The organism is Peribacillus sp. NPDC096622, assembly GCF_044762665.1.
Classification (GTDB): Bacteria; Bacillota; Bacilli; order Bacillales; family DSM-1321; genus Peribacillus; species Peribacillus frigoritolerans_B.
In genome coordinates this window covers 135,372-161,495 of the sequence record NZ_JBIWES010000006.1, presented here as the reverse complement: position 1 = coordinate 161,495, position 26,124 = coordinate 135,372, and the positions used below count along the sequence as shown (strand labels likewise).

The window sequence follows — 26,124 nt, the reverse complement described above, 5'->3', positions numbered from 1 at the left end:
TTTATCTGCAATTCTCGGGTTTTATCTGCGATTCAGGCATTTTATCTCCGATTTCGACATTTTATCTGCGTTTCTCGGATTTTATCTCCGATTTCGGCATTATATTTCCGATTCCACGAAAAAAGGCTGTTCCCCAAGGAACAGCCTTTTTTCGTCAATCTATTTACTCTTCATCAAACCAGCCTGTTGGCTGAATATCCAAGTTGTTATTGATTTGCTTCACTTCGGTGTAAGCTTCGTAACCGAAGGTTCCCAGTTCGCGTCCATTTCCGCTTTGCTTGAACCCTCCCCAAGGAGCTTCGTTATAAGTCGGATGATATGAGTTTATCCACGTGATGCCGGCACGCACTTTTTTAATGACACGGTATGCTTTTGCGATATCATTCGTGAACACCGCTCCGGCTAAACCATATTTTGTATCATTGGCAAGTCGAAGAGCTTCCGCTTCATCCTTGAATTTTTGAACGACAAGCACCGGTCCAAAAATTTCTTCCTGAACAATCCTCATGTCCGGTGTCGTATCAACAAAAATAGTAGGTTCGACAAAGTAACCTTTATCCATGCCTTCTTCTTTAATTCGATTTCCACCGACGATTAATTTGGCACCTTCTTCTTTTCCGATTTGGATATACGATAAAATTTTGTTCATATGGGCTTCTGAAACGATAGGTCCCATCTGGCTGTTTTCATCAGAACCTGAACCTACTTTGATCTTTTTCGCCTTCGCAGTAAGACTTGCAATGAATTGATCGTAAATTGACTCTTCCAACAGTAAACGGGAGCCTGCTGAACACACTTGTCCTTGATTACAGAAAATCCCGTATAGAGCATAGTCAACGGCAGTCTCAAAGTCTGAGTCCGCAAATACGATATTAGGTGATTTACCGCCGAGCTCCAATGTCACTTTCTTTAGGTTACCCAGTGAAGCCTCCATGATCTTACGTCCTGTTGCCGTTCCTCCTGTAAAGGCTACTTTATCGATTTCCTCATGCTCTGCAATGGCTTGTCCGACAACTGGCCCCGCTCCTAACACAAGATTTGCAACACCCTTTGGCAATCCTACCTCATCCATGATTTCAAATAGTTTGACCGCCGTCACCGGAGTGATCTCAGATGGTTTGAACACAACGGAATTTCCTGCAGCAAGAGCCGGAGCCAGTTTCCAGGCGGACATCATCAGTGGGAAATTCCATGGAACGATCTGCCCGCAGACACCGATCGGTTCCCTTACGACCATCGCTTGCTGGCCGTCAGGAACTTCAAAAGTCTGACCTGTCGGTTTTGTAGCCAATCCTGCATAATATCTAAAACAGGCTGCCGAATCAGCTATATCATAACGAGCCTCACGCAATGGTTTCCCATTGTCCAATGTCTCCAACGCAGCTAGTTCTTCAGCTTTTTCTTCTATTTTGTCGGCTATTTTGAATAAAATGCGAGCTCTTTCGACGGCCGGAGTTCCCCACCAACCACCTTCATAGAAAGCATATTTTGCTGCCTCGACCGCTGCATTCACATCTTCCTGTGTCCCTTCCGCTGCTTTGGCAATAACTTCCCCCGTGGCCGGATTCAATACATCCCTCTTCTCACCTGAAGTCGAATTCACCCATTCCCCATTGATGAACATCTTTAAGTCCAGTGCTCCCGTTCCTTCTTTTTTCGTATTATTTTGCAAAGTTTCCTGCATGTAATTTCCTCCTCGGTTTTAAGATATCTACCTATATAAAATATGAGCAAGATTCATGCCAGTTTGAAATATTAGGTAACTCACGTTTTTTTGCCCTTTCCTGTCTTATTTAAATTCAGTGGTGAATTACCTATTCATTTTTGCATAACTCATGGGCCAATCTCTTACAAGATTCATAGAAAAAAGAGATGAGCAGCTGCCCACCTCTTTTCTGATTAATTCCGGTTAATAATGATTAATTTCATTTCCGTCATTTCTTCAATGGCATATTTCAGCCCTTCGCGACCAGTCCCGCTTTTTTTGACTCCGCCATATGGCATGTTGTCAACACGGTAAGTTGGGATATCATTAATGATAACACCGCCGACTTCCAATTTTTCTGCGGCAGAAAGAGCCAGATTGATATTTTCTGTGTAAATCCCGGCCTGCAATCCGAATTCGGAATCATTGACCAAGTCAATCGCTTCCTCAACGGAAGAAACCTTATTGATCAAAACAATTGGAGCGAAGACTTCCTGACAAGATACCTTAAGCATTGCATCCACTTCCAGCAACACAGTGGGATGCAGGATATTTCCTTCAGATTTACCTCCTGCTGCAACAATCGCACCGTGTTGTTTAGCTTCACCGATCCAATCCAGGCTTCGCTGTACATCCCCAGCGCTGATCAATGCCGAAATATCCACAGACGGGTCCAAAGAATCCCCTAGTTTCAAGCCATTCGTTACTTCCATGAATTTTTTGACGAACTCATCATACACCTCTTCATGAACATAAGCGCGCTGTAAGGAAATGCAGACCTGCCCTTGAAAAGCGAATGCTGCCGATACACAGCGTTGGATGATTTTATCGATATTGATCCCTTTATCGACGATGACAGCCGCATTCGAACCTAGTTCAAGACTCACTTTCTTTAACCCGGCCTTATTACGGATCCCGATTCCGACAGCCGGACTTCCGGTAAATGAAATGCTCTTCACCCGTGAATCGGTGACTAATTTATCACCGATTACCGAACCGCTTCCGGTGACTAAATTAAACGCACCTGCCGGCAAATCCGTTTCTGCTAATAGTTCGGCAAGAAATAGTGAAGATAGCGGTGTTTGGCTCGCAGGTTTCAGGACAAGTGTATTTCCGGCAGCAATGGCCGGGCCTACTTTATGGGCAACAAGGTTCATCGGAAAATTAAAAGGCGTAATCGCACCCACAACGCCTAGAGGCTCACGGACGGTGTACCCTATCCTTCCTTCTCCGTCAGCTGTTGCATCCATCGTCAATGTTTCTCCATGAATCCTTTTTGCTTCCTCTGCTGCAAATTTATATGTGGCAATCGTCCGGGATACTTCAACCATTGCCGTTTTAATCGGTTTCGCTGCCTCTTTTGCAATAATTTCAGCTGCCTCATCTTTGCGGCTTTCCAAAAGGCTCGCAAGCTTTTCAAGTATGGCAGCGCGTTTATGACTAGGTAAAGCTGCCATTGTTTTTCTAGCTTGATAGGCTGATTCTATTGCCAACTCGACGTCTTCAAGGCTCGCCGAAGGAATCTCCGCTAGGACTTCCCCGCTATAAGGAGACTTTAGTGTCGTGTACTTTTCAGCTTCTTGCCATTTACCATTAATGTATAATTTCTTTTTCAGCGTTTCCGTCATGACCATCACTTTCACCTCTTATAAAATTTCTTTTTCGACAGCAGTAAATGTCACATCAAGGATTTCAATCATTCTTTCGACTTCCGCTTTTGTAATGATTAAAGGCGGTGCGAATACGAGTGTATCTTGATCAAACGTAACAGAGCGGCAAATCAAACCATTCTTCGCCGCTTCAGCAACAAGTCTTGGAGCAAGCTGTGACTCAAAGCCTTCACCTGTTTGTTTGTCCTTTACGATGGAGATGCCTCCAATTAGTCCAAGTGCTCTGACATCACCAATAATCGGATGTTTGCTTTGAAGCTTCTTAAAGCCGGCAAGCAACTCTTCACCACGCTGTTTCGAGTTTTCTATCAGGTTTTCACGTTCAATTATTTCAATATTTTTTAAAGCAACCGCACATGCCATCGGATGCCCGCTGTAAGTGTAGCCATGTAAAAGCGTGCCTTTTGAAAGGGCAATGAAATCCTGATGCATCTTATCATTCAGGACGACCCCGCCTAACTGTGCATATCCGCTCGTTACACCTTTTGCAAAGCACATCATATCAGGTACAACACCAAAGTGTTCAATCCCAAAATAAGTCCCTGTTCTTCCGAAACCTGTAATGACTTCATCCGTCACCATCAAAATCCCGTATTCATTACAAATTTCCCTTACTTCCTTAAAATAGCCTTCAGGAGGAAGGTTCACGCCACCGGCCCCTTGAATCGGTTCAGCGATAAATGCCGCAATCGTTTCCGGTCCTTCCTGTTCTATGACCTTACGCAACTCCTCAATGGAGGAAGCGTCCACATGGTAAAAATCAGGTGCGATTGAATTCGTGAAATCTCGGAACGGCTTCAGGCCAGTCGCACTTGTAGCTCCCATTGCCACTCCATGATAGGATTTCGAGCGGGAAATGATTTTTTGACGATTAGGCTGCCCTTTCAAAAGCCAGTAATGACGAGCAAGTTTGATCGCCGTATCATTCGACTCCGATCCACCTGAAGTGAAGAAAACTGCATTCAAATCCCCTGGCGCGATGGAAGCGATTTTGGCCGCCAAACGGATTGCCGGCTCATTGCTGAAAGTGGCGAAACTTGAGGTGAAAGCTAATTTCGCCATTTGTTCCTTCGCGACATCAGCCATCTCTTCTTGTCCATGTCCAATATTCACATTCCAAAGTGAAGCCATGCCATCAATGACAGTCCTGCCCGTGACATCCGTAAGATATATCCCCTTCCCTTCCTTAAAGATGAAACTTGGACCATCTGTCTGCTGTTGTTCGATTGCCGTAGTCGGATGAATAAAATGCTTTTTATCCAAATCGATTAATTCCTGAATACCCGTCGTCTCTTTAATCATGTAAAAAACACCCTTCTCTGTAATGGATTTTTTCAAGCTAGTTTATTTTTATATTTATAGATGTAGCAAGATGCATGCCAAATTATATGAGCCTTATATTAAAGGTATTCAAGTTAAAATGATTCATATTCAAATCAATAGTAGTACGTGTTGATTCACATATAAATCGTTTGATTCATATTCGAATCAACAACTCCCATTCATTAGATTAAATACTGAAATACAAGCATTTTTTTGAATCCCCCTCATTATTTTCTAATTGATGTTACAAAACCTGACACACAATATTGAATTTTCGTAAGATTTGTATTATTATCATGTTAATATTTTTTCATTCCTTTTAAGCCGCTATGTTAATCTTAAAGAAAGAAGTTGATATATATGCAGGTAGGATTTGAACTGTATCAAAAACAAACCTTGAAGTTATCATTAACCCCTGAATTACAGCAATCGATCAATATCCTTCAATATTCCACCCATGAACTGATAGATTTCCTGAACCGACAGGCTTACGAAAATCCCATTCTCGAAATTAGCTTTAAAGACCCCCTCGCATCACTTAATATTCGTACACATAAAATAAATTCTCAGATACGTGGATCCTCCTCTAAAAGTAAAAGTTTCACCGGAGACAATGATTACAACCCTATCAACAATTATTCAGTTAACACAGAAACACTGGAAAGCCATTTACTGGAACAATTGAGTTTACTAAGTTCGTTGAAAGAATTTGAAAAGAAGATTCTCCAATTTTTGATTGGAAACTTAAATGATTATGGATTTCTTGAATTGGATGCCCATTGGGCTGCCTCGCATTTTTCCGTACCCGTGGAAGAAATCGAAAATATGATTCAAGTATTGCAATCCCTTGACCCAATTGGAGTCGGGGCTAAAGATCTGACCGATTGTTTACTCATTCAGCTGCGTGAGCATGAGAATCACAATGAATTGGCGTATAAGATCGTTAAAAAGCATTTAGCGGATTTAGCAGAAAAACGCTACAGGAAAATTGCCGCCCTTCACCAAGTGACCGTTCAAGAAGTACAAGAGGCCTCGGATTTCATCCGTACGTTAAACCCGCGTCCAGTCAGTCACTTTTCCAATGATATGACTCATTACATCGTTCCGGACGTTTACGTGGAAAAAGAAAAAGAAGGTTTCCTGATAACGGTCAACGATAGCTGCACACCTAAACTTTCCATCAATCCTTACTACAAGAATCACGTCGCCATGAATTCTGTTAATCCAGCTAAAGATTATATAAAAGGGCACATAAATGATGCCCAATTACTTTTAAAAGGGCTCGAACAAAGGCAAATGACACTTTACAAAGTGACAGCGTCAATCGTGGATGAGCAGCATGAGTTTTTCATGAAGGGAATTACAGGATTAAAACCTATGACACTGAAGGACATTTCGGAAAAACTTCAGCTTCATGAATCAACGATCAGCAGGGCGACGAGCAATAAATATATCCAGACGCCGCATGGCCTCTTCAAAATAAGGAACTTCTTTACTAGAGGGTTAAACCGCGTGAACAGCCAAGCAACCGAATCAACGACCACCATCAAGGAAAAAATAAAGGTCTTGATTGCCGATGAAGATAAAATAAAGCCTTTTTCAGATCAGAAACTTTGTCAAATATTCGAAAATGAAGGGACGAAGATCTCCCGCCGGACTATTGCAAAATACCGTGAAGATCTCGGTATACCGGGATCTTCAAAACGGCGCAGATTTTAAAATCAAACCAAATTTTTAAAAAGACTCTTTCAAAAGATGCATCTTTCGTAAGAGTCTTCTATATTTTCCTCACAACAAAAAACCCCTGAACCAGGGGCTTAATAAACAAGTTTTAGAACCTTAATATATCGTTTTATTTATTCCCCCATTTATCCTTGAAAATAAGTTCGTCCATCGGCCTTCTTTTTTCCCACTTAGCAAGTTCAAGAATGGGTTTATCCGGATATTGATCCGTATAGCCTATCGACAGGAGTGCGACGGGTTCTATATGCGGCGGAATCTCCAAAATATCACGAATATCATTTTTCTTATAAAAGCTTACCCATCCCATTGCCAATCCTTCCGCACAGGCTGCCAGCCACATATTTTGAATCGCACAGGCCGTGGATAGGATATCGGTTTCCGGAATGGAGTTCCTCCCTAAAACATGGGAGCCGCCCCGTGTCGGGTCGCATGTAACACAAATGGTGTATGGTGCTTCTTTTAACCCTTCCACTTTCAAACCAAGAAACTTATTTTCTTTACCTCCTTCATAATGAATAGCGAGGGCCCTTCTCTCTTTATCCGCTGCCCATGCCAAACTGTCCTTGGTTTCCTGCGATGAAATCACGATGAAACTCCAAGGTTGCATGAATCCTACAGACGGCGCATGATGTGCAGCATCCAAAATTCTGCGGAGTATATCCTTTGAAATGGGCTTAGGCAAAAAACTCCTGATATCCCTTCGGTTATAAATGGCTTTATATACGGCAGCTTGTTCTTCATTAGTAAACATCGTTTCCCCCCAGTTTCCGGCTCCCCAGAAATTTATCTAAACATATAATATATTTTATAGATAAACCCTTACAATTAAAAGCGAGCTCCAGATATCCCAGATTCAGCTCGTTCCGTCCACAACAAGATTCTCTCTTTCTTGAGGCCTTTGTGCACCCACATAAAGATCTTCATAAACCATCCAATTATCCTCCCACATCTGACGTGCATCTTCACCATCCCGCTCAAGGCCACGTTTCAATCGCTGATCACGGGGACACTCCACCCAAATCGTGAAATCATGGTACCCTGCCAATTCTTTACGGATAGAATATGTTCCTTCTATAATGACAAGGCCTCCAGCAGGAACCACATGCCATCGGCCATCGTGTCCGATTCCCAATCATACCTTTGATACCTTCCTTCTCCCCCTTTTGTAAGCGATTTCAGTATTTGGTTACAAACCCGTTCCCAATCATAATCCGCTCCAATCTGCTTTTGGGATGGAGGCAGTTTAACCCTATCCGATGACGGCAAATAAAAATCATCCATATGAACGACCACGCTACCTGGAAATTCTGCTTGGATACAGGAAGCGAGTGTACTTTTTCCAGACCCGCCCCGACCATCTATGGCCAATATATAGAGTGAGCGTTTTTTTGAAATTTCGTGAATTTCAGCTATAAGACTGCTAATCGTATACTGTCCATTGAGTGTTGGAAAGTTCATAAGCATTCCCCCCCTATACTACTTATTTCTATTAATCCTCCCTTAAAATCCTTCCTTGAGCGGATAAATGAAAAAAATAAGAGGAAGGTGCTGGTATTGAATAAAATCCAATATGCTTCCAAGCTTCATGTTTGATTCAAGAAACAGAGAAGGAAAAGGTTAGCTTTTCCTCACTTCATGGAGACCCTGTCTACGATCAAACAGCTTGGCCTTAAAGGTCTTCGATGGTTCAAAAGCCGGCTTGATGCAATGTTATATAATGAACATCGATTTGAAACGCCATTCGAATCTCCGATTGAAACCCGACATCGAGTCAGCAAATAAAAAACGGCTTATCGGCTTTATTTTGCCGAAGAAAATAAATTGGCAGATGACGAGCAGCTTATCACAGATCTGAACTACATACCTTGCTTTCCATGGATACTAATGGCCACTTCCCAATAGGTTTTCCTGTTCCGCGAGCATAACGGCTATCTTATCCTGGATTGCCGTAATGCCTTTTTCTTCTACAAAGTTATTCAAGATGATTGAAAATATAATTTTTTCCCCTCTTTTGGTCGTCACATAACCTGATAAGGAGCTCGTTCCTGAAATCGTCCCTGTTTTAGCGCGAACATTCCCGGCTGCAAGTGTCCCTTTCATCCTCTTTCTTAGCGTACCCCCCACCATCCGATTTTCGTTGCCTGCAATCGGCAAAGCATTCAAGTAAGCAGGAAACCATGTTTTTTCCTGTACGGCATACAGAAGCTTCGTTATTTCATTCGCTGGAATCATATTGACTTGGGAAATGCCAGATCCATCACGCATCATGATCGTTTGTATATCGAGACCCATACTCTTGAGCTGATTTCGAGTAACCTTTAAACCATCCTTCCAGCTTCCCTCCCCTTCTGCCTCTTTGCCCATTTCCTTTACCAAAACCTCGGCATGGCTGTTATTGCTCAATTTCATGAAAGGAATAAGCAGCTGTGAAAGCGGCATGGACTGATGAGTGGCAATCAAGTCCGCTTCTACTGGCGTTTTCCCTTTTTCCCTTTTTCCCAACACTTTAATTCCATGTTTCTTCATTGATTTTTCAAATAGGCTCAGGGCATATTCCGTGGGATCTTCCACCGAGATCCACTCTTTGGTCACCCCAGAACGCTCCGGAATGGTCCCGGACACCGTAATGACTTGTGTGCCATGAGACCGTTCGACTTCAATTTTCTTATTGCTGTCTGCCGATTCAGTTTTCGTTTTGTTGATGACCTTCACGTAATCCGTTTCCGGCTCCAGCTTCACCGTTGCCCTTTTACCAGCCTTTTCCCCAGGCGTTATCTCCACGATGACGGTACCGGTATCGTAATCTTCATTAGGGGATGCGGTTAAAGCCGAAACGGCTGCTCCGTAATATTCCTGTTCATCGCTCCAAACCAAGTCTTGGGAATAGCGAATATCATCATACCAAGAATCGTCCGCTATAAGGTCCCCATGAACCAGCTTAACTTGCCTGCGCTTCAATGAAGCTGCCAGCTCATCAAAATCCTTTTCCAATAATGTGGGATCTCCTTTTCCCTTCAGATATACATCTCCCTGCAGAACATGGCCAACCTGCACTCCTTTTATGTATAGTTCTGTTTGAAAAACATGATCTTCCCCTAAAGTTTCCAGCGCAGCTGCTGCAGTCAATAGCTTAAGGTTCGAAGCAGGCCGCAATCTCGTTTGCGCTCCCCATTCATAAATCATTTCCCCCGTTTCAGCTGAACGGATGGAAATTCCCGTCAAAGCCCCAGCCAATCCCGGCGAATACTCTAATATTTGTTGAATTTCCTTCTCTAGGTTTCCATCATCATTTGCAGCCTGCTTCGATTCCCCATCAAAAAAACAAATCAAAAACAGGAAGAATATAAAACTCAACTTCCTTTTATATGTCAAACCTATCACTCCCACTCTAAAAACTTACATCTTCTATCTTGTCCATTTTACTGTCTTATAAAAAGAAAAGAGCCACTAGAAAGTTCCTTATTTATATATACTCGGGAAACTGCAGGATTATTCGGCCGGCACCCCATGGAAACAAGTTCTTATGATAGGGAACTTTTTTGTAAGATAATCCGTATAAGTATAAAGACATAGTAAGGAGTGAATATATGTATTCCAAGATAGAGCCACCAACGAAGAAAATTTCCAAAGAATCAGTGAAGGTTTGGCGGATGACTGAAGCCATTACAAATCTTATTATCCTCGCCGTACTTGGCATCCTATTATTTGTTGATGATTATTTCACTTGGAAAGAATGGATTGGATGGATTTTAAACGGACTTATCGTATTATCTTTTTTCAATGCAATCTGGTCCATCTTCATTGAACCGATACTTTTGCAAAAGTATTGGCGTTACGATGTGAACGAAGAATTCATTCAAACAAAACGGGGAGCCTGGAGTGAAAAGCATGAACTCATTCCAATGACGAAGGTTCAATCCGTCAAATTGAACCAAGGACCTTTTTTGCGAAAATATAACCTTTATTCCCTAAGCGTCGGAACAATGGGCGACTCTCATGACATACCTGCCATCCCCGAGAAAGAGGCGTATGAATTACGAGATAAAATTGCCCATTTCGCAAAAATTAAGGAAGTGGATTAACGATGGAAGAACAAGCAAAACGATTACACCCTTTCAAAATCCCTTTCGAATTTTGGAAATTGCTGAAAGGGAATGTGTTTTTCATAATCATGCTTTATGTCCTGAATTTCGGTTCTGAAAAGATGTACATGAAGGTACTCCAAATCGGTTTTCTAGTTTATCTGATTTGGAAAGTCATTTCTGTCATCCTTAAATGGTATACGTATAAATACCAAATCAAAGAAAGTGCCATACATATTACTTCAGGGCTTATCTCGAAATCGTATCGAACTGTCCCGCTTCATAAGGTCCAGAATGTCCAGCAACGGACGACTTTATTTCATAAAATTTTCAGATTGACCTCTTTAACATTCGAAACGGGGATGACTGGCGATCAGGGTACCGTACCTTTCGAGATGATTTCCCGAAAAGAGGCCGAACGGCTTGAGGGGGAATATGCTTCAAAACAGGAACTTCCGGTTATCGAAGTGGATAGTCCTGAAGAACGAATAGCTGAGGATATACAACCAACCAGTGAAAAAACAATCCATTTCACGCCAAGCAAACAAGATGTGCTGAAAGCTTCCTTTACATCACTCAGTTTTCTGGCCCTAATCCCAATATTGGCCACGTTATATAATACACTTGATGATTTTATCGATTTGGAGAACGCCGAAGGCTTCCTTGCCAGGCTATTGGATACTTGGTGGATCATAACCATCGTTATTGCGGGTCTCATTTGTGTCGCCGTTGCATTCGGAATCGTTTCCACATTCGTTAAATATGGAAAATATGAAATTTCATCCGATCACGAGCGTATATATATCAAGAAAGGCGTACTGGATGAATCCGCTTTTTCCATTCAGAAAGAAAAAGTACAAGCAGTCGAAATCACCCAATCAATCATTAAAAGATTGCTAGGATTGGCAGAAGTAAAACTGATCAGTGCAGGAAGCACCGGTGATGAAGATCTGGAAACGAACACCCTCTATCCTTTTTTATCAATTGAACGGGCATATGGGATGGTAGAAGAGATTTTACCCGCTTATAAAGTGGAACGGTCAATGAAGTCACTATCGAAACAGGCCTTCAAAATCCGAATGCTTCGGCCCAGCTTTTTCTGGATTCTCACAACATTGGCGATCTATTATTTCAAACCCTCCCTATGGTATATCTCGCTGATTCTATTCGTCCTCATTTATACATTGAGAATAATGGATTACAAAAATAGCCGTTACTTGTTAAATGATGAGTTCATTCAGTTCAAATCCGGAAGTTTGGAAACATCACTATTCATTACCAAAAGAAGCAAGGTCATCCAAATTGAGGTGGAGCGTTCGAGGCTGCAAAAGTTTTTCGGGCTTGCCACAATTGAAACGATCAACCGCTCCAAGCCTGTACACCATACAAAGCTCCAAGATGTATCCGTTAATTATGCAGACGAGTTTTACACATGGTATATGGACAGGACAAAAAATATCCAAGTCGAATAGCAATCAATGAATGAAAGAGTTGACCATGGCTGTCAGCTCTTTTTTTTATCCACTATACCTTGAATGCATGTCGTTCACTCACAGCAAAATTAATATTGGGAATTTTCTAACTTGAAACTTCAAAAAAAGTCAAAGCAGACCGAAATATCTATAGAAGCCTAAATTAATTTGAGGTATATAAGGAGAATTGTACAGATGAAAAGACTGACAGACTGGTATTTTAATTCGCTAAAAAAACAAATATTGATTCCTTTTTTAGCTTTGATCATGATAAGCGGAATGGCCATCTCTTACATGAGCTATAAAAATAGTATCGAGTTGACGACCAAGGAACTTACCGGAACGACGGAAGAGCAAGTCAAGTCAATGAACGATTCTTTCGAAATCTTCTTTCAAAAAACGGAAAATCAATTGGATAGGATCGGTATGTATCCTATCATGAGTACTTATGATAAGAACCCCGAATCCATAATGGATGAGTTTTCCCATACACAGTCAAGCAGTTCTGAAATAAATGGTTTATACCTCGGCACGGAGAAAGATGGAAAAACATTAATATTCCCTAAAGCGGAATTGCCGGCTGACTTCGATCCGAGACAAAGGGATTGGTATCAATCCGCATTGAAACAAAAAAACAAGACCATTTGGACGGAACCTTATACGGATCAGGCGACGAATGAACTTGTCATTACGGCAGCAAAAGCCATATATGATGATCGTGATAAATTAATAGGCGTGCTCGGTGTCGACATCTCGATCGATACATTGATCACGATGGTCAATCAAACGAAATTCGGCGAAACGGGCTATACGGTTTTGTTGGATAAGAAAGGGTCATTCGTTACACATCCAGACAAGGAAAAAATTCAACAGGACATATCAAAGGAAAATATTTTCAAAAAAATGAAAAGTGCATCCGGATCAATGAACGAGGAATATGAAGGGCAAAGCCGGATCGTCGGATACGCCACCAACCCTACCACCGGATGGAGAATAGCAGGGGTAATGGACGAAAATGAAGTGAAAGTCCGGGCAAGCTCGATGATAATCGATAATATCATCACACTGTTGATTGTCTTTACCGTCACTGCACTATCTGCGATCTTCATCACCCGTTCTTTAACGAATCCCATTAAAAAACTGCAGGAATCCATAAGGAAAATGGCTGATGGCGATTTCACCTCCAAGAATTCCATTTTCAGGAAAGATGAAATAGGCCAACTTGCAGAAGACACCAGCTTAATGACCAGGAATATGGGTCATATGTTTGGGGTTGTCAACAACCTTTCCGATAAAGTATCGGATTCCTCCATGACACTAGTGGCTAGTGCCGATGAGAATTCAGCGGCTGCTAACGAGGTGGCCATGACGATGGAACAAATAGCGGCCGGTGCCATAGACCAAATCGAAGTTGGGCAGAATAACGAAATAGCCGTAAAGCTGCTGGCTGACAAAATCAATGACCTTGAAGCGCAAACGGGCAAAATGGCCACGGAATCCGAAAATATGTTCAAAGCTTCCGAAAACGGAATCACTCAAGTGCAAAGCCTAAAACAACAATTCAATGAAACGTCCCAGATATCCAATAAGATGAGTACAGCAGTCAAATCATTGGATGCACGGTCCAATGATATTAGTGCGATAGTAAAGACCATAAGTGGGATTGCCGGACAAACGAATTTACTCGCCCTGAATGCTGCCATCGAAGCAGCCAGGGCCGGTGAGCATGGAAAAGGATTTGCAGTTGTTGCCGATGAAGTGAAGAAATTGGCCGAGCAGACGGAAAACTCACTGAAAGAAATCTCTGAAATCATTCAAGCCATGCAAACCGATACAACCAATACCGTTCATTTGATTGATCAAGTCAATCAAAAAATCCATCTTCAGGATACTTCTGTAACGGATACGGAAAATGCTTTCAGTCACATTGCATCCATCATCGCGAACACATTCAGCAATTTTGACGAAATGAAAAAGATGATGAATGATATGGTAAACGAGGTCACACGAATGGCGACCAATGCAGAAAAATTAAATTCAATCAGTCAGGAAACTGCAGCAGGAACTGAAGAAGTATCAGCTTCTGTAGAAGAAACGAATGCCTCCATGGAACAATTAAATGCCCTGGCTAGTGAATTGGATGCCCTATCCCAGGAAATGCACAAAGAAATAAAGAAATTCACATTCTAATCAAAAAAGGACGGGTCCTAAGGGATCCGTCCTTTTTTAACTTACGACTTATAGAGTTCTTCTGCCATTCGTTAGCGTTTCATCGGTTTCAGTTATTCCCGAGTAAGAAGAACTGGATTTTCTCGCATCCGAATCGACTAACACAAGCAGCTTGCCACTCTTTACATCCGCTTCATAACGATTGGCTTCGTCTTCAGGTATGCCCATTCCGATTAATGTACCAGCCAATCCTCCTGTACCAGCGCCTACAGCCGCTCCGGCTAATGTTGCAGCAAGCGGTCCAGCAGCCAGTACCGGCCCGATTCCCGGAATTGCCAACGCACCCACACCTGCTAATAATCCGGCAGCACCTCCCAAAATACCTCCAGTTGCCGCACCAGCTGCGAGCCCCTCTTCAACTTTTGTACCCGTTTCTTCATTCACTGCATTTAATTCTTCTTTATCTTTAGCTACCACTGAAATATCTTCACGATTATACCCTTGGGCCTGTAATGACTCAACAGCCTTTATGGCTTCTTCTCCAGTTTCATATACACCAATTATACGTTTATCCATATCTATCATCCTCCTTAAAGAATGTAAATTGTCGCTCCCCCTTTACATACCCCAGGGGATGAAAGTGCTAAACGTTATTTAACAGGAAAATATTTTTGAGTTAACCCTTACTCAGAAAGGGTATATATAATATTAGTATGCATATTTTTAGGAGGTTTTCTTTTTGCTCATCGAGTTACTTAAAGATTTAGTATCTATCGACAGTTCATCGAAAGAAGGAGCCAACCAAGCGGTTGATTACTGTGCGGATTGGCTAAAAAAACAAGGACTTACCGTGAATTTGATTGTAAATAACGGTTATAAAATGCTTGTTAGCGAGATTGGCAGCGGAGATAAAACCCTAATTTGGAATGGCCATGTCGATGTTGTCAGCGGTACGCCGGATCAATTTTTCCCTGAGGTTCATGAAGGAAATTTATATGGACGCGGGACAGCCGATATGAAAGCTGGAGTTGCAGGGATGATGTGTGCATTTAACGAACTGAAAGATAAGGACTTAGGTTTGAAAATCCAGCTTCAGATCGTATCGGATGAAGAGATTGGCGGGTTGAACTGTTCCGGATATTTAGCGAAACATGGTTATAGAGGGGACTTTGTAATCTGTGCTGAACCTACGCAATTGGGAATCGGGCTCCAGGCAAAGGGTGCCCTTCGTCTCGATATTGAAGTATCCGGCAAATCTGCACACGGAAGCCGTCCATGGGAAGGCGTGAATGCAATTGAAAAGGCCTATGATTTCTATCAAAAAATAAAGGAGCTTCCTTTCACCCGGGATCATACTCCCCTTTACTCTTCCCCTTCACTTAACCTAGCAAAAATAAAAGGCGGGGAGGTCTACAATAAGGTACCGGATGCCTGTTTGCTAAGTCTTGATATTCGCTATCTTCCTACGCAAACAATGGAAGATATCATCGCTCAGATCGAAAGTGTAACAGGAAATAATGTTCACCTTAATATGTACAGTAAACCTGTAAAAACCGAAGAGTCAGACCCATTCATCACTCTGCTTCGCCCGATTATCGAAAGAAACACCAAGCAAGACGCTGTCATTTTTGGACAACACGGCTCCGCAGATACCGTCTTTTTTGCGGCATATGATATCCCAGCCATTGAATTCGGACCAAAAGGCGAGAACTGGCATGGAGATAGGGAATGCGTCAATCTTGAATCGGTAGCAGTCTATCAAAAAATGCTAGTCGATTTCGCTTCTGAATTCGTTTTAAATTAATCAAAATCGTGAAAAAAGCTAGCATCTCATAGATGCCAGCTGAGTTTGTGGAAAGGGGTTTTATTTAAATTTCAAAACAAAGTTGATTGGAACGGAAGGTGCGAGACTCCTGCGGGAAAAGCGCGTCGATGGGAGCCGACGGGAAGCGAGTGCCTGGAGTGGAAATCAACGTTCGAATTTTTACAAACTCTCAAAAAAACTATAGACAAACCGATTTTAATCGAGTTTGTCTATAGTTTAATCCGGCATCACACAGATGCCGGATTTTTCCATTTTCCGAATATCTCTCCCACAAAAATAAACAGCATTCAACCCTCTATTATTACGTTGCTTTTTTACAAAATATACAGGACTTTAAAACCAGGGAATACACATCCACATTTTACCTAATTAAACAGGATACGCCATTATAGCAGCACTATTTAACAAAAATACGCTTATACTGACATAATAAATAATATATTTACATTTAACAGATAAGTCCTTTTGTCCTAGTTTATATTACATTTATTTATCAAAGGAAACCTTTTTGTAACACAATTACTATTCCACCGAAACATTGTTGTCATAAAGACCTGTTATTCTAAGTCTACGATTTAAAACAAAGGAGACTATTCATTTTGAAAAAAATACTACTTCCACTATTCACTGCTTTCTTTTTGGTATTTAGTTTTTCCGGAGTTTCATCGGCTGCTACTACTACATACAAAGTTAAAAGCGGCGACACACTATGGGGTATCGCCAATAAACATAATATAACAGTCAATCAACTCAAAAGTTGGAACAACCTGAAAAAAGATAACATCCATCCAAAACAAGTTTTAAAGATCAAGAAAACTTCGACCTCTGCTAAACCTAAAGCTAAAGCTAAAACCTCATCATCATCCAAGAAATATAAAACGATCACGGTGAAGGCAACAGCTTACACTGCGAACTGCAAAGGTTGCAGCGGTATTACAGCATCTGGTCTTAACTTAAAGAAAAACCCTAACGTAAAAGCCATCTCAGTCGACCCTAAGGTCATTCCACTAGGAACAAAAGTTCATGTAGAAGGATACGGGGATGCCATTGCGGCAGATAAAGGCGGCGCAATCAAAGGGAATAAAATTGACGTCTTCTACTCTTCTCACTCAAAAGCTATCAATTGGGGCAGAAAAACAGTTAAAGTAAAAATCTATAAATAATGATAAGCACCAGCCTGAAACCTTTCAGGCTGGTCTTTTGTTTTTCCCATTCTTATAAACATGTAAACAACCAGTTGACCTTCAAACGGAAACATTTACCGAAAATTCAGTCAATGTTATGATTAGTACATCTTAATCAAAAGAGAGGTGTGCGCTTTGAATATTGTCATTATAGGGGCCGGGGCACTCGGCTCCTACTTTGGGGGCAGGTTGCAGCAGGCCGGGCAGGATGTTCAATACCTTGTCCGAAAAAACCGCGCCAAACAATTGAAGGAAAACGGGATCAGCATAACCAGCCCACATGGAAATTACCACTTCAACGACCTTCATATCACAGAGAATGTAAAGGATATAGAAAAGGTCGATCTCGTGATTCTCGCCGTAAAAGGCCAGCATCTGCAAGGCACCCTTTCAGATTTAAAGGTGCTTGTCGAAAAGGGCGCAAAGGTCCTCCCGCTTTTGAATGGGTTGGAACATGTATCCATTTTACAGGACGAACTGGGCGAAGAAGCCGTCTTGGGAGGAAGCGCCTTCATCATCGCCACCCTTGATGAAAAAGGGCATGTCATACACTCCAATGAAAATCACGATTTAATCTATGGCCCGCTTCATCCGTCACAAAAAAAGATTTGTGATGAATTCGAACAGGCGGCCGGCTCAGCTATCATGAAGGCAAGCAGAACGGAAAACATATTGATCAGGATGTGGATCAAATACATGTTCATCACCGCGTTCTCCGGTGTGACAACTGCCTCCAACCTCCCTATCGGCACGATACGGAGATTTCCGGAAACCAATGGATTGCTAGAAAAGGTCCTTGTTGAAATGAAGGAGCTTGCAAATGCTTATGACGTCGGGATTACTGCGGAGAATATTGCTCAAGCGTTGGAAAACATGGCAGGCTTACCTGATGAATCCACCTCTTCGATGCACCAGGACCGCCGGAAGGGCCTGACCCTCGAAGTGGAACATTTACAGGGCGGTGCACTGCGCCTAGCCGACAAGGCCGGTTTGAAACTACCTGTGATTGGAACCCTATATGCACTCATAAAACCATTTGAAAATTGATTTTTCCCAATACCGGCACTCCGCCGGTATTTTTTTATTGCAGCTTAGTAATCTATCTATATCCTAATCGTCACTTTTAATTCCCTTTCTTCCCTTCAGTTATTAAAAATCCCCAAGACCAAAAAGAACAAAAAGAAAACAATATCACCAAAAGAATATTCTGATTCTTTCTTCTGTTACACTATTATCAAGTTAAGAAAGCGCTATCATATGACAAAGGAGAATGCACCTTGAAAATATTAAAAAATCTAACAGTTCAGGTCATCATCGGTATCATTCTGGGTATTACAGTCGGTTTCTTCTTCCCTGCTTTCGGTGAACAGCTGAAGATATTAGCAGATTTATTTATTAAAATGATTAAAATGGTCATTGCACCAATCATCTTCTTAACCGTCGTAATCGGAATTGGCGGTATGGGTGATATGAAAAAGGTTGGCCGCATCGGCGGAAAGGCCCTGCTCTATTTTGAAATCGTCACCACTTTCGCACTTGCCATCGGAATCATCGTGGTCAATCTGCTGGGACCTGGTAAAGGCTTTAACATCGATTCAGTCGAGGGCGGAGATGTATCACAATATACAACAGCCGCTTCCGAAACGGAACATGGAGCCGTTGCTTTCATTTCTAATATCATTCCTGATAATGCCGTTGCCGCACTGGCTGGCGGAGACTTACTCCCTATTCTATTCTTTGCCGTATTATTCGGATTATCAATGGCGGCAATGGGACCGAAAGTGCAGCCAGTCGTTTCTTTCTTTCAGCATATTGCCGACATTTTCTTCGGCATCGTCGGTATGATCATGAAAGTATCTCCATTGGCGGCTTTCGGAGCAATGGCTTATACAATCGGTAAGTTTGGCCTTGGTTCTCTAACCTCGTTAGGACAATTAATGGGTAGCGTATACATCACAATGGCACTATTCATCATTCTCATCCTTGGCTCGATCGCAAAAATGTACGGATTTAATATTTTCAAGTTCATTGCCTATATAAAAGAAGAGATCCTCTTAGTTTTAGGAACATCTTCGTCGGAATCCGCCCTGCCAAGCGTGATGAAAAAACTCGAAAAATACGGTTGCTCAAAATCGGTAGTCGGGTTGGTTGTCCCAACCGGTTATTCTTTCAACCTTGATGGCACATCCATCTACTTATCCATGGCTGCGATTTTCATCGCCCAAGCCTATGGTGTCGATTTAAGCATCTGGCAGGAATTGACCCTTCTAGGAATCTTGATGTTAACATCCAAAGGTGCTGCCGGTGTAACGGGATCCGGTTTCATTACACTTGCTGCAACATTAGCTGCCTTCCCAATGATACCAGTTGAAGGAATGGCATTACTGCTTGGAGTCGACCGCTTCATGTCTGAAGCACGTGCCATCACTAATCTAATCGGTAACAGTGTCGCTACAGTGGTCATTTCTAAATCAGAAGGTGAATTCAATCCAAATCAAGCCATCTCAGGTGATATGGATGAAGTGGCCGTCTCATCGGAAAAATAATCGAACCCTGAATGAAGAGGTGTGCAACTTGCACCTCTTTTTTTATTGCTCCCTTTCTATCAACTGAACAGCCGATCTTCTATAAATAGCCAATCAAATTAATTTCAGAATCGCGGAAAAGTGTTTATACTTTTATGTAACAGGTAAAAGTATAAAGTTAAAAGTTTTAGTAGTTTGATGGATTTAACCAAATTAGGAGGTTTTATCATGAAGGATTACGGATTATTTATTAACGGTGAGTGGTCGGATTTTGGATTGGATAAAATTGAAGTGAGAAACCCGGCAACGGATGAAGTAGTTGCCACCGTTCCTAAAGGCGGTGCAACTGAAGCGGCGAAGGCTGCAGATGCCGCATATGAAGCCTTTACGGGATGGGCCGCGCTATCAGTCTACGAACGTGCTGAACTAATTTGGAAATGGCATCGATTGATTGATGATCATAAAGAAGAACTGGCCAAAATCATGACTGAAGAGCAAGGCAAGCCCCTTAAAGAAGCGCTTGGTGAAATGACATATGCCAATGGCTTTTTATCTTGGTTTGCCGAAGAAGGAAAACGGGTGTACGGCGAAACGATCCCTGCTTCCGTGTCCAATAAGCGGCTTTTCGTGACTAAACAGCCTGTCGGAGTTGTAGCTGTCATTACGCCTTGGAACTTTCCTGCAGCCATGATTACAAGAAAAGTTGCACCAGCGCTTGCCGTTGGCTGCACAGTCGTCATTAAACCGGCAAACCTGACTCCCATAACAGCTTTAAAAATGGCTGAATTAGCTGAAGAAGCTGGCATCCCAAAAGGAGTCATAAACGTCGTGACAGGAAAATCATCAGAAATCGGCGAAACTTGGCTTCAAGATACGAGGGTTCGTAAATTGACGTTTACCGGTTCTACAGAAGTCGGCAAAACCCTTATGAGAGGCTCAGCTGACACGGTAAAGAAAATCTCGCTTGAACTCGGAGGTCACGCACCCGCAATCGTTCTTGAGGATGCCGACCTTAATAAAGCGGTTGATGGCATCATCAGTTCAAAATTCCGTAACGCAGGACAAACATGCGTCTGCTCAAATCGCATTTATGTCCACGAAGCAATTCAAGATGCCTTTATCGAAAAGCTCGTTGCCAAGGTCAAAGAACTAAAGGTAGGAAATGGACTGGAAGATGGCGTCGATATCGGTCCTCTTATCGATCAAAATGCAGTGGATAAGGTTCAAAAACAAATTGATGAAGCAATCAGCAGCGGCGCTAAGCTCGAAGCTGGCGGTAAATCAATAAGCGGTCTTTTTCTTGAACCAACCGTACTTTCCAACATTGATGACAGCATGCTCTGCATGAAGGAAGAAACATTTGGCCCTCTAGCTCCCATTGCCTCCTTTAAGACTGATGAAGAGGCAATCAAAAGGGCAAATGACTCCATCTTCGGTTTGGCAGCTTACGTCTTCACTGAAAACATCACCAAGGGCATCAAGTTCACCGAGGCACTTGAATTCGGTATTGTAGGCTTGAACGATGGACTTCCTTCCGTTCCGCAAGCTCCATTTGGCGGATTCAAGCAAAGTGGGCTCGGCCGTGAAGGCGGACACCAGGGCATCGAGGAATTCCTGGAAGTAAAATATATTTCCTTAGGTTTGTAACCTATTTAGCACACTATAAAACGGGCCGACTCAATTGAGCCGGGCCCGTTTTTTCATTCCAATATATCTTCTTCAAGCTTTTCCTCTTTACGGATCCTGATGAATTTTACGATATTCAATACAATCGTTTTAACAACGGAGTAGGTCGGAACAGCCAAAATCATGCCGATGATACCGGCAATGTTTCCGGCCACGAGCAATAGGATGATGATGGTAAGCGGATGTGTGTTCAATTTTTTCCCGATGACTAACGGTGAAATGAAATTACCATCCAATTGCTGAATGACCGTTACAACCAGAATGACCAATAACGCCTCGGTCGGCGAATGAATCAGCGCCACAATGACAGCAGGAGCGGCTCCGATAAACGGGCCTACATATGGAATGATATTGGTTACGGCACCAATCAGCGCGAATAAGAACGCGTAAGGCAAACCAATGATCAAATACCCGATGAACGTTCCGATCCCGACAAACATGCAAACAAGCATCTGCCCTTGTATGTATGTAGTAAGCGTCCCGCCAGTTTCCTGAAGTACTGTTAAAGCTGGTTTTCTATAGCGAACCGGTACGAATTTCATAATGGCGGCCGGAAGCTTATCCCCATCCTTCAACATATAAAACAGGATGAAAGGAACCGTTACGACCACTAAAGTAATATTCGTGACCACACTGAAAACCGAAGTTAAACTGTTTGTTATATTACTAGGTAAATCAGTCAAATATTTCTGAAGCGAGTCACCTACTTCTTGCAGAGGTACATAATCTTGTTCCACCGTCCACAAAAACCATTTTGACTCAGCTGAATCTTCAATGAACTTCCTTGTTTGATTGAAATAATCCGGAAGGTTATTGATTAAGTCCGTAACCTGTTTGGAAAGTGATGGACCAACCAGACCGACCAATAAACTAATCAACCCAAGGAAAAATACGTAAAGCAATAAAATCGCCAATCCCCTTGGCATTCTCCTTTTAACGAGGAAATCAACAGTAGGGTTGAACAAAAAGTAGAGAAAGCCCGAAATCAAGATTGGAAAGAACAATGTAGATGTAAAAATGACTATTGGTTCAAAAAGAAAAGAAATCTTTGTACCAACATAAAAAAGTAAAGACAATAGTAATAACTCTAACGTCCAAAAATGTAATTTTGTCTTGAACAAATTATCTCCTCCACTATAAGCAATTCTATTTAACTCCCTATTTCTATGGAAACAACATCATGAATGCGAAAAATTCTATGTATGATAATCTTTCATTGTTAGCAGTTTACCATATTTCTATAACTTGAATGAATAATTATATACAAAAATAAAAGAAAAAAGCCTAAAGATACAGTTCCCTATCTTTTTGATGGTTAAGCATCATTTTAAACTTTAAATCCGTTATATGTCGCAGGAAAAAGAATCAATAGGAAACATCATACAAATTACTTAGGGGAAATAATCTATTTACCTTTCAATATTGAAAGATTCATGGGGTTTAACCTATACGGACACGGACCCAAATAAAAAAACCCCGCTGTTTATTGGCGGGGTTTTGAGTCTTATTTTTGATCTTGAAGAACCGCTTCAAGCATCGTACCGTTTTTAGCTAGGTTCGTATGCCATGAAAATGCTTTTTCAAGAATGTGCGGAGTTTGATGCCCGCCCGTTTGAGCAACAGCTTCAGTGAAGTATGCACGAAGCTGCGGACGGTAGTCAGGATGAGCACAGTTTTCTATGATTAACTCTACGCGCTCTTTTGGTGCCAAGCCACGTAAATCTGCGATCCCTTGCTCTGTCACTAATACATCCACATCATGTTCAGTATGATCCACATGAGAAACGAAAGGAACGATACTGGAAATTTTGCCGCCTTTTGCATATGATTTCGTTACGAAAATGCCTAGGCGTGAGTTACGGGCAAAATCTCCTGATCCACCGATTCCGTTCATCATTCTTGTCCCAGAAACATGTGTAGAGTTTACGTTACCATAGATATCACACTCTAACGCTGTATTGATTGAAATCAAGCCCAAACGACGGATGATTTCAGGATGGTTAGATATTTCTTGTGGACGAAGAACTAGTTTATCACGGTATTTTTCAAGCTCACTGTAGACTTGTTTTCCTTTTTCTTCAGCTAATGTAATCGAACACCCTGAAGCGAATTTAACCTTGCCAGCATCGATTAAATCAAATACTGCATCTTGCAGCACTTCTGAATAAACTTCCAAATCTTTAAATTCAGAATCAAGGAAGCCAGCGAATACTGCATTTGCCACTGAACCTACACCCGACTGAAGCGGAGCAAGGCTTTCTGTTAAACGGCCAGCCTTGATTTCTTCACGAAGGAAGTTAATGAGGTGGTTGGCGATTGTTGCAGTTTCTTCATCCGGCGGCACGATTGTAGAAGGTGCATCAAGATCTGTAGAAACGACGATTCCCATTACTTTTTCAGGATCAACCGCAATACCGATCGATCCAAGGCGATCACTTGCTTTAGTCATAGGAATCGGTTCGCGTTCCCCTTGTTTAGCTGGTGTATAAATATCATGCATCCCTTCCAACCCTTCTGGATGGGATACGTTCAATTCAATGATCACATGTTTAGCTTCTTGAACGAATATGGCTGAGTTACCTACAGAAGTTGTCGGGATGATCAATCCATCTTCCGTAATCGCCAAAGCTTCGATGATTGCAAAATCTATTGGTCCGACAATGCCTTGACGAACTTGTTCAGCTGTATGAGATAAATGCTGATCCACATAAGTTACTTCATCAGCATTGATTTTATTGCGAATGCCTTTATCCGCTTGGAACGGCAAACGTTTATTTATGATACCTGCTTCCGCCATATGTTGGTCGACTTCCGGCCCTAATGAGGCACCAGTATAAACGTCAACTTTGAATTTTTCAGTTTTAGCTCTTTCAACTAGAGCCATCGGAATAACTTTAGCATCACCAGCACGGGTAAATCCACTCATACCGAGTTTCATCCCATCTTTAATCCATGAAGCTGCTTCTTCCGCTGTAACTACTTTCCCCTTAAATTGTTCGTTGCGAATTTTTTTGAAAACGCTTTCGTTCATACAAAAGACCCCCATTTTTCGCTTTTCTTACACTTAATTTTACCAATCCTGTGTAATCGTCACATTCATTTTCGAATGAAAAGCCTTAAATTGGGCATAAACCAGCATTTTTTTCACACAAAGGAGAATCACTAAAACCCCAAAGCCCTCCTGAATTGACTTGCATATGTTTGACTGACCTGGATTTTGGAGTTGTCTTTCATTATCAATAAAAATGTAGAATGGAAATCAGGAAGGATCTCTTGAATATAGTTGATATTGACGATGTACGAACGATGCACCCGAATGAATGAATCACCAGGTAAAATGAATTCCAATTCACTCAAGTTCATTTTATGAAATCCACTCACACGTTCGGACTGTATTTTAGTTTTCCTATTTTGAGCTTCCAAATACATAATTTCATCATATGGAAGCGGTATCCAGCGGTCATCCGTTTTAATGGTCAAGAATGATGTCGGTAAAATTAATGGCTTTGATGGCAAGATGGCAGTTACTGCCCCTAAAGGATTTCCCTCGTCCATGATAGGAACACTCAGCCCATAGTAAGGTACGCCAAATACATTGCTTTCAACTTGCACCCCTATTTTTTTACGGACACTCAGCGCTTTATATGTCGCCGTGTTTTCACTGATTAAATCACCCGGTTTTATTCTTAAGTCAACTTGTTTGCTTGGTTGATAATAAATGTATTTTTCGGAATCAGCCACAGAAATTGAAGCATCCTTCGGTACAAATTCCCTAATGATATTTAAAACGGATTCGACCGTAAATTGATCCATTTCCTTTCACCTCTTAATAGAACATATTAATAATTTTTCCCTATTGTTAAATAGGGCATTCACGAAATAATTCATCGTTTCTTTGGGAAACTTCATTTTTTTGAATTAACTTTTCGTAAGAAAAATTGAAGTAACTAAGCGAAAAGCGTCAAAAAAGGCAAGAAAATCGTATTTAAATTTAATATCCTTATTCATTATAGTTGGAAAGCTCCCCGATTTCCATGGGGGATTCTAGAAAAAAGTTACCTTAATACATTAAAGCGGAGGGAGGTAATAAAACCATAAAAAAGCCGCTAATCCCATATAGGATAACGGCTGAAAGGTCATTTTTTAAAACGGGGATTTTGAAACGAGGATTTCATACGGAGGGATAGTATTTCTTCTAAATTTTTCAATGGCAATTCCAATAAAAAGGGTCGGTCATCAGGTTGATATACATCCTCTGAAATGAGCGTTTTAACGATCTTCTGTTTTTTTGCATTAACAATTCGGACCAGTCTCCCCATTTTCAGGCTCCCTTATATCTAATGTATCCGGCACATTCGGCCGGATCATCAACAATCAGAGGTCATTCTTTAACGCATCATGGCCTTCTTTTCCGGTACGGATATTCACAACATTCGCCAATTCATAAATGAAGATTTTTCCGTCACCCGGTTTACCTGTACTCAAGAATTTCCTTGCTACATCCACAACATCCTGAACTGGCACTTCACACACGACGATTTCGATTTTAATTCGGTCATGTAATGACATTTCACGATTTCTGCCTCTATAGGTTTCCACATAACTTTTCTGAAGACCCGTTCCTTTTACTTCCGATACAGTCATTCCGCTTACCCCTATTTTTGCAAGTTCCGCTTTGAATTGTTCAAACTTGATGGGACGTGTAATGATTTCTATTTTCGTTAAAACCTCGGACATATG

Annotated in this window: 20 protein-coding genes and 1 pseudogene; 9 read left to right on the top strand and 12 right to left on the bottom strand. The window is 41.7% G+C overall.

What is annotated here, in order from left to right; translation table 11 throughout:
* Positions 1–163 precede the first annotated feature (163 nt).
* The 3 genes from ACIQYG_RS13455 to ACIQYG_RS13445 all read right to left on the bottom strand — a co-directional run bounded on the left by ACIQYG_RS13455 (position 164) and on the right by ACIQYG_RS13445 (position 4,677).
* Entirely contained in the window at positions 164–1,684 is a 1,521-nt protein-coding gene (locus ACIQYG_RS13455; protein ID WP_402838735.1) for an aldehyde dehydrogenase family protein, read from the bottom strand.
* Between the two features lie 215 nt (positions 1,685–1,899).
* Positions 1,900–3,333 carry an aldehyde dehydrogenase family protein gene (locus ACIQYG_RS13450; RefSeq protein ID WP_402838928.1) on the bottom strand — a complete coding sequence of 478 codons (1,434 nt, stop codon included), beginning with the start codon at positions 3,331–3,333 and terminating at the stop codon, positions 1,900–1,902.
* Positions 3,334–3,351: 18 nt separating this feature from the next.
* The gene (locus tag ACIQYG_RS13445) at positions 3,352–4,677 is read right to left on the bottom strand and encodes an aminotransferase family protein (protein WP_402838733.1); all 1,326 of its coding nucleotides are present in this window, start codon (positions 4,675–4,677) and stop codon (positions 3,352–3,354) included.
* A 381-nt stretch (positions 4,678–5,058) separates the two neighbouring features.
* Here ACIQYG_RS13445 and rpoN point away from each other — a divergent pair, with 381 nt between their 5' ends.
* Positions 5,059–6,417, top strand: coding sequence for an RNA polymerase factor sigma-54 (gene rpoN, locus ACIQYG_RS13440; RefSeq protein WP_402838731.1), 1,359 nt, complete (start codon positions 5,059–5,061; stop codon positions 6,415–6,417).
* 133 nt (positions 6,418–6,550) lie between these two features.
* Here the strand turns inward: rpoN and bluB are convergent, their stop codons facing one another.
* The 3 genes and pseudogenes from bluB to dacB all read right to left on the bottom strand — a co-directional run bounded on the left by bluB (position 6,551) and on the right by dacB (position 9,813).
* Positions 6,551–7,192, bottom strand: a complete 642-nt coding sequence (gene bluB, locus ACIQYG_RS13435) for a 5,6-dimethylbenzimidazole synthase (RefSeq protein WP_402838729.1) — start codon at positions 7,190–7,192, stop codon at positions 6,551–6,553.
* 102 nt (positions 7,193–7,294) lie between these two features.
* A pseudogene (locus ACIQYG_RS13430) lies at positions 7,295–7,899 on the bottom strand (uridine kinase family protein).
* A gap of 423 nt (positions 7,900–8,322) precedes the next feature.
* Positions 8,323–9,813, bottom strand: coding sequence for a D-alanyl-D-alanine carboxypeptidase/D-alanyl-D-alanine endopeptidase (gene dacB, locus ACIQYG_RS13425; RefSeq protein ID WP_402838727.1), 1,491 nt, complete (start codon positions 9,811–9,813; stop codon positions 8,323–8,325).
* A 215-nt stretch (positions 9,814–10,028) separates the two neighbouring features.
* Between dacB and ACIQYG_RS13420 the strand changes: the two genes are divergently transcribed.
* From ACIQYG_RS13420 to ACIQYG_RS13410, 3 genes are all read left to right on the top strand, one after another.
* The gene (locus tag ACIQYG_RS13420) at positions 10,029–10,523 is read left to right on the top strand and encodes a PH domain-containing protein (protein WP_402838725.1); all 495 of its coding nucleotides are present in this window, start codon (positions 10,029–10,031) and stop codon (positions 10,521–10,523) included.
* Positions 10,524–10,525: 2 nt separating this feature from the next.
* Complete coding sequence (locus tag ACIQYG_RS13415; RefSeq protein ID WP_402838723.1) at positions 10,526–11,995, top strand: PH domain-containing protein; 1,470 nt, start codon at positions 10,526–10,528, stop codon at positions 11,993–11,995.
* Between the two features lie 195 nt (positions 11,996–12,190).
* Entirely contained in the window at positions 12,191–14,185 is a 1,995-nt protein-coding gene (locus ACIQYG_RS13410; protein ID WP_402838721.1) for a methyl-accepting chemotaxis protein, read from the top strand.
* Positions 14,186–14,233: 48 nt separating this feature from the next.
* Here the strand turns inward: ACIQYG_RS13410 and ACIQYG_RS13405 are convergent, their stop codons facing one another.
* A complete protein-coding gene (locus tag ACIQYG_RS13405; protein ID WP_048685038.1) occupies positions 14,234–14,740 on the bottom strand; it encodes a general stress protein in 507 nt (168 codons plus the stop codon).
* 163 nt (positions 14,741–14,903) lie between these two features.
* Between ACIQYG_RS13405 and ACIQYG_RS13400 the strand changes: the two genes are divergently transcribed.
* From ACIQYG_RS13400 to ACIQYG_RS13380, 5 genes are all read left to right on the top strand, one after another.
* Complete coding sequence (locus ACIQYG_RS13400) at positions 14,904–15,968, top strand: M20 family metallopeptidase (protein WP_402838718.1); 1,065 nt, start codon at positions 14,904–14,906, stop codon at positions 15,966–15,968.
* Positions 15,969–16,588: 620 nt separating this feature from the next.
* Positions 16,589–17,152 (top strand): 3D domain-containing protein, encoded by a 564-nt coding sequence (locus ACIQYG_RS13395; RefSeq protein ID WP_402838716.1) that lies wholly within the window; start codon positions 16,589–16,591, stop codon positions 17,150–17,152.
* Between the two features lie 147 nt (positions 17,153–17,299).
* Positions 17,300–18,220, top strand: coding sequence for a ketopantoate reductase family protein (locus tag ACIQYG_RS13390; protein WP_402838714.1), 921 nt, complete (start codon positions 17,300–17,302; stop codon positions 18,218–18,220).
* A 230-nt stretch (positions 18,221–18,450) separates the two neighbouring features.
* On the top strand, positions 18,451–19,719 hold the full coding sequence (locus ACIQYG_RS13385) for a dicarboxylate/amino acid:cation symporter (RefSeq protein ID WP_402838712.1): 1,269 nt from the start codon (positions 18,451–18,453) through the stop codon (positions 19,717–19,719).
* Between the two features lie 207 nt (positions 19,720–19,926).
* Positions 19,927–21,345 carry an NAD-dependent succinate-semialdehyde dehydrogenase gene (locus ACIQYG_RS13380; RefSeq protein ID WP_402838710.1) on the top strand — a complete coding sequence of 473 codons (1,419 nt, stop codon included), beginning with the start codon at positions 19,927–19,929 and terminating at the stop codon, positions 21,343–21,345.
* A gap of 53 nt (positions 21,346–21,398) precedes the next feature.
* On the opposite strand, the gene ACIQYG_RS13375 is transcribed toward ACIQYG_RS13380, so the two are convergent.
* The 5 genes from ACIQYG_RS13375 to ACIQYG_RS13355 all read right to left on the bottom strand — a co-directional run bounded on the left by ACIQYG_RS13375 (position 21,399) and on the right by ACIQYG_RS13355 (position 26,121).
* Positions 21,399–22,505 (bottom strand): AI-2E family transporter, encoded by a 1,107-nt coding sequence (locus tag ACIQYG_RS13375; protein ID WP_402838708.1) that lies wholly within the window; start codon positions 22,503–22,505, stop codon positions 21,399–21,401.
* A 383-nt stretch (positions 22,506–22,888) separates the two neighbouring features.
* The gene (gene scpC / locus ACIQYG_RS13370) at positions 22,889–24,415 is read right to left on the bottom strand and encodes a succinyl-CoA:acetate CoA-transferase ScpC (protein ID WP_402838706.1); all 1,527 of its coding nucleotides are present in this window, start codon (positions 24,413–24,415) and stop codon (positions 22,889–22,891) included.
* 131 nt (positions 24,416–24,546) lie between these two features.
* A complete protein-coding gene (locus ACIQYG_RS13365) occupies positions 24,547–25,197 on the bottom strand; it encodes a LytTR family DNA-binding domain-containing protein (protein ID WP_402838704.1) in 651 nt (216 codons plus the stop codon).
* Positions 25,198–25,520: 323 nt separating this feature from the next.
* Positions 25,521–25,703, bottom strand: a complete 183-nt coding sequence (locus tag ACIQYG_RS13360) for a hypothetical protein (RefSeq protein ID WP_402838702.1) — start codon at positions 25,701–25,703, stop codon at positions 25,521–25,523.
* A gap of 55 nt (positions 25,704–25,758) precedes the next feature.
* Positions 25,759–26,121 carry a P-II family nitrogen regulator gene (locus ACIQYG_RS13355; protein ID WP_402838700.1) on the bottom strand — a complete coding sequence of 121 codons (363 nt, stop codon included), beginning with the start codon at positions 26,119–26,121 and terminating at the stop codon, positions 25,759–25,761.
* Positions 26,122–26,124: the final 3 nt, after the last annotated feature.

Excerpts from the sequence above, each read along its gene's own strand:
- ACIQYG_RS13380 (WP_402838710.1), top strand. The coding sequence starts at position 19,927 with ATGAAGGATTACGGATTATTTATTAACGGTGAGTGGTCGGATTTTGGA.
- ACIQYG_RS13455 (WP_402838735.1), bottom strand. The coding sequence starts at position 1,684 with ATGCAGGAAACTTTGCAAAATAATACGAAAAAAGAAGGAACGGGAGCA.
- ACIQYG_RS13450 (WP_402838928.1), bottom strand. The coding sequence starts at position 3,333 with ATGACGGAAACGCTGAAAAAGAAATTATACATTAATGGTAAATGGCAA.
- ACIQYG_RS13445 (WP_402838733.1), bottom strand. The coding sequence starts at position 4,677 with ATGATTAAAGAGACGACGGGTATTCAGGAATTAATCGATTTGGATAAA.
- ACIQYG_RS13360 (WP_402838702.1), bottom strand. The coding sequence starts at position 25,703 with ATGGGGAGACTGGTCCGAATTGTTAATGCAAAAAAACAGAAGATCGTT.
- bluB (WP_402838729.1), bottom strand. The coding sequence starts at position 7,192 with ATGTTTACTAATGAAGAACAAGCTGCCGTATATAAAGCCATTTATAAC.
- ACIQYG_RS13415 (WP_402838723.1), top strand. The coding sequence starts at position 10,526 with ATGGAAGAACAAGCAAAACGATTACACCCTTTCAAAATCCCTTTCGAA.
- ACIQYG_RS13405 (WP_048685038.1), bottom strand. The coding sequence starts at position 14,740 with ATGGATAAACGTATAATTGGTGTATATGAAACTGGAGAAGAAGCCATA.
- ACIQYG_RS13355 (WP_402838700.1), bottom strand. The coding sequence starts at position 26,121 with ATGTCCGAGGTTTTAACGAAAATAGAAATCATTACACGTCCCATCAAG.
- ACIQYG_RS13420 (WP_402838725.1), top strand. The coding sequence starts at position 10,029 with ATGTATTCCAAGATAGAGCCACCAACGAAGAAAATTTCCAAAGAATCA.
- ACIQYG_RS13410 (WP_402838721.1), top strand. The coding sequence starts at position 12,191 with ATGAAAAGACTGACAGACTGGTATTTTAATTCGCTAAAAAAACAAATA.
- ACIQYG_RS13365 (WP_402838704.1), bottom strand. The coding sequence starts at position 25,197 with ATGGATCAATTTACGGTCGAATCCGTTTTAAATATCATTAGGGAATTT.
- rpoN (WP_402838731.1), top strand. The coding sequence starts at position 5,059 with ATGCAGGTAGGATTTGAACTGTATCAAAAACAAACCTTGAAGTTATCA.
- scpC (WP_402838706.1), bottom strand. The coding sequence starts at position 24,415 with ATGAACGAAAGCGTTTTCAAAAAAATTCGCAACGAACAATTTAAGGGG.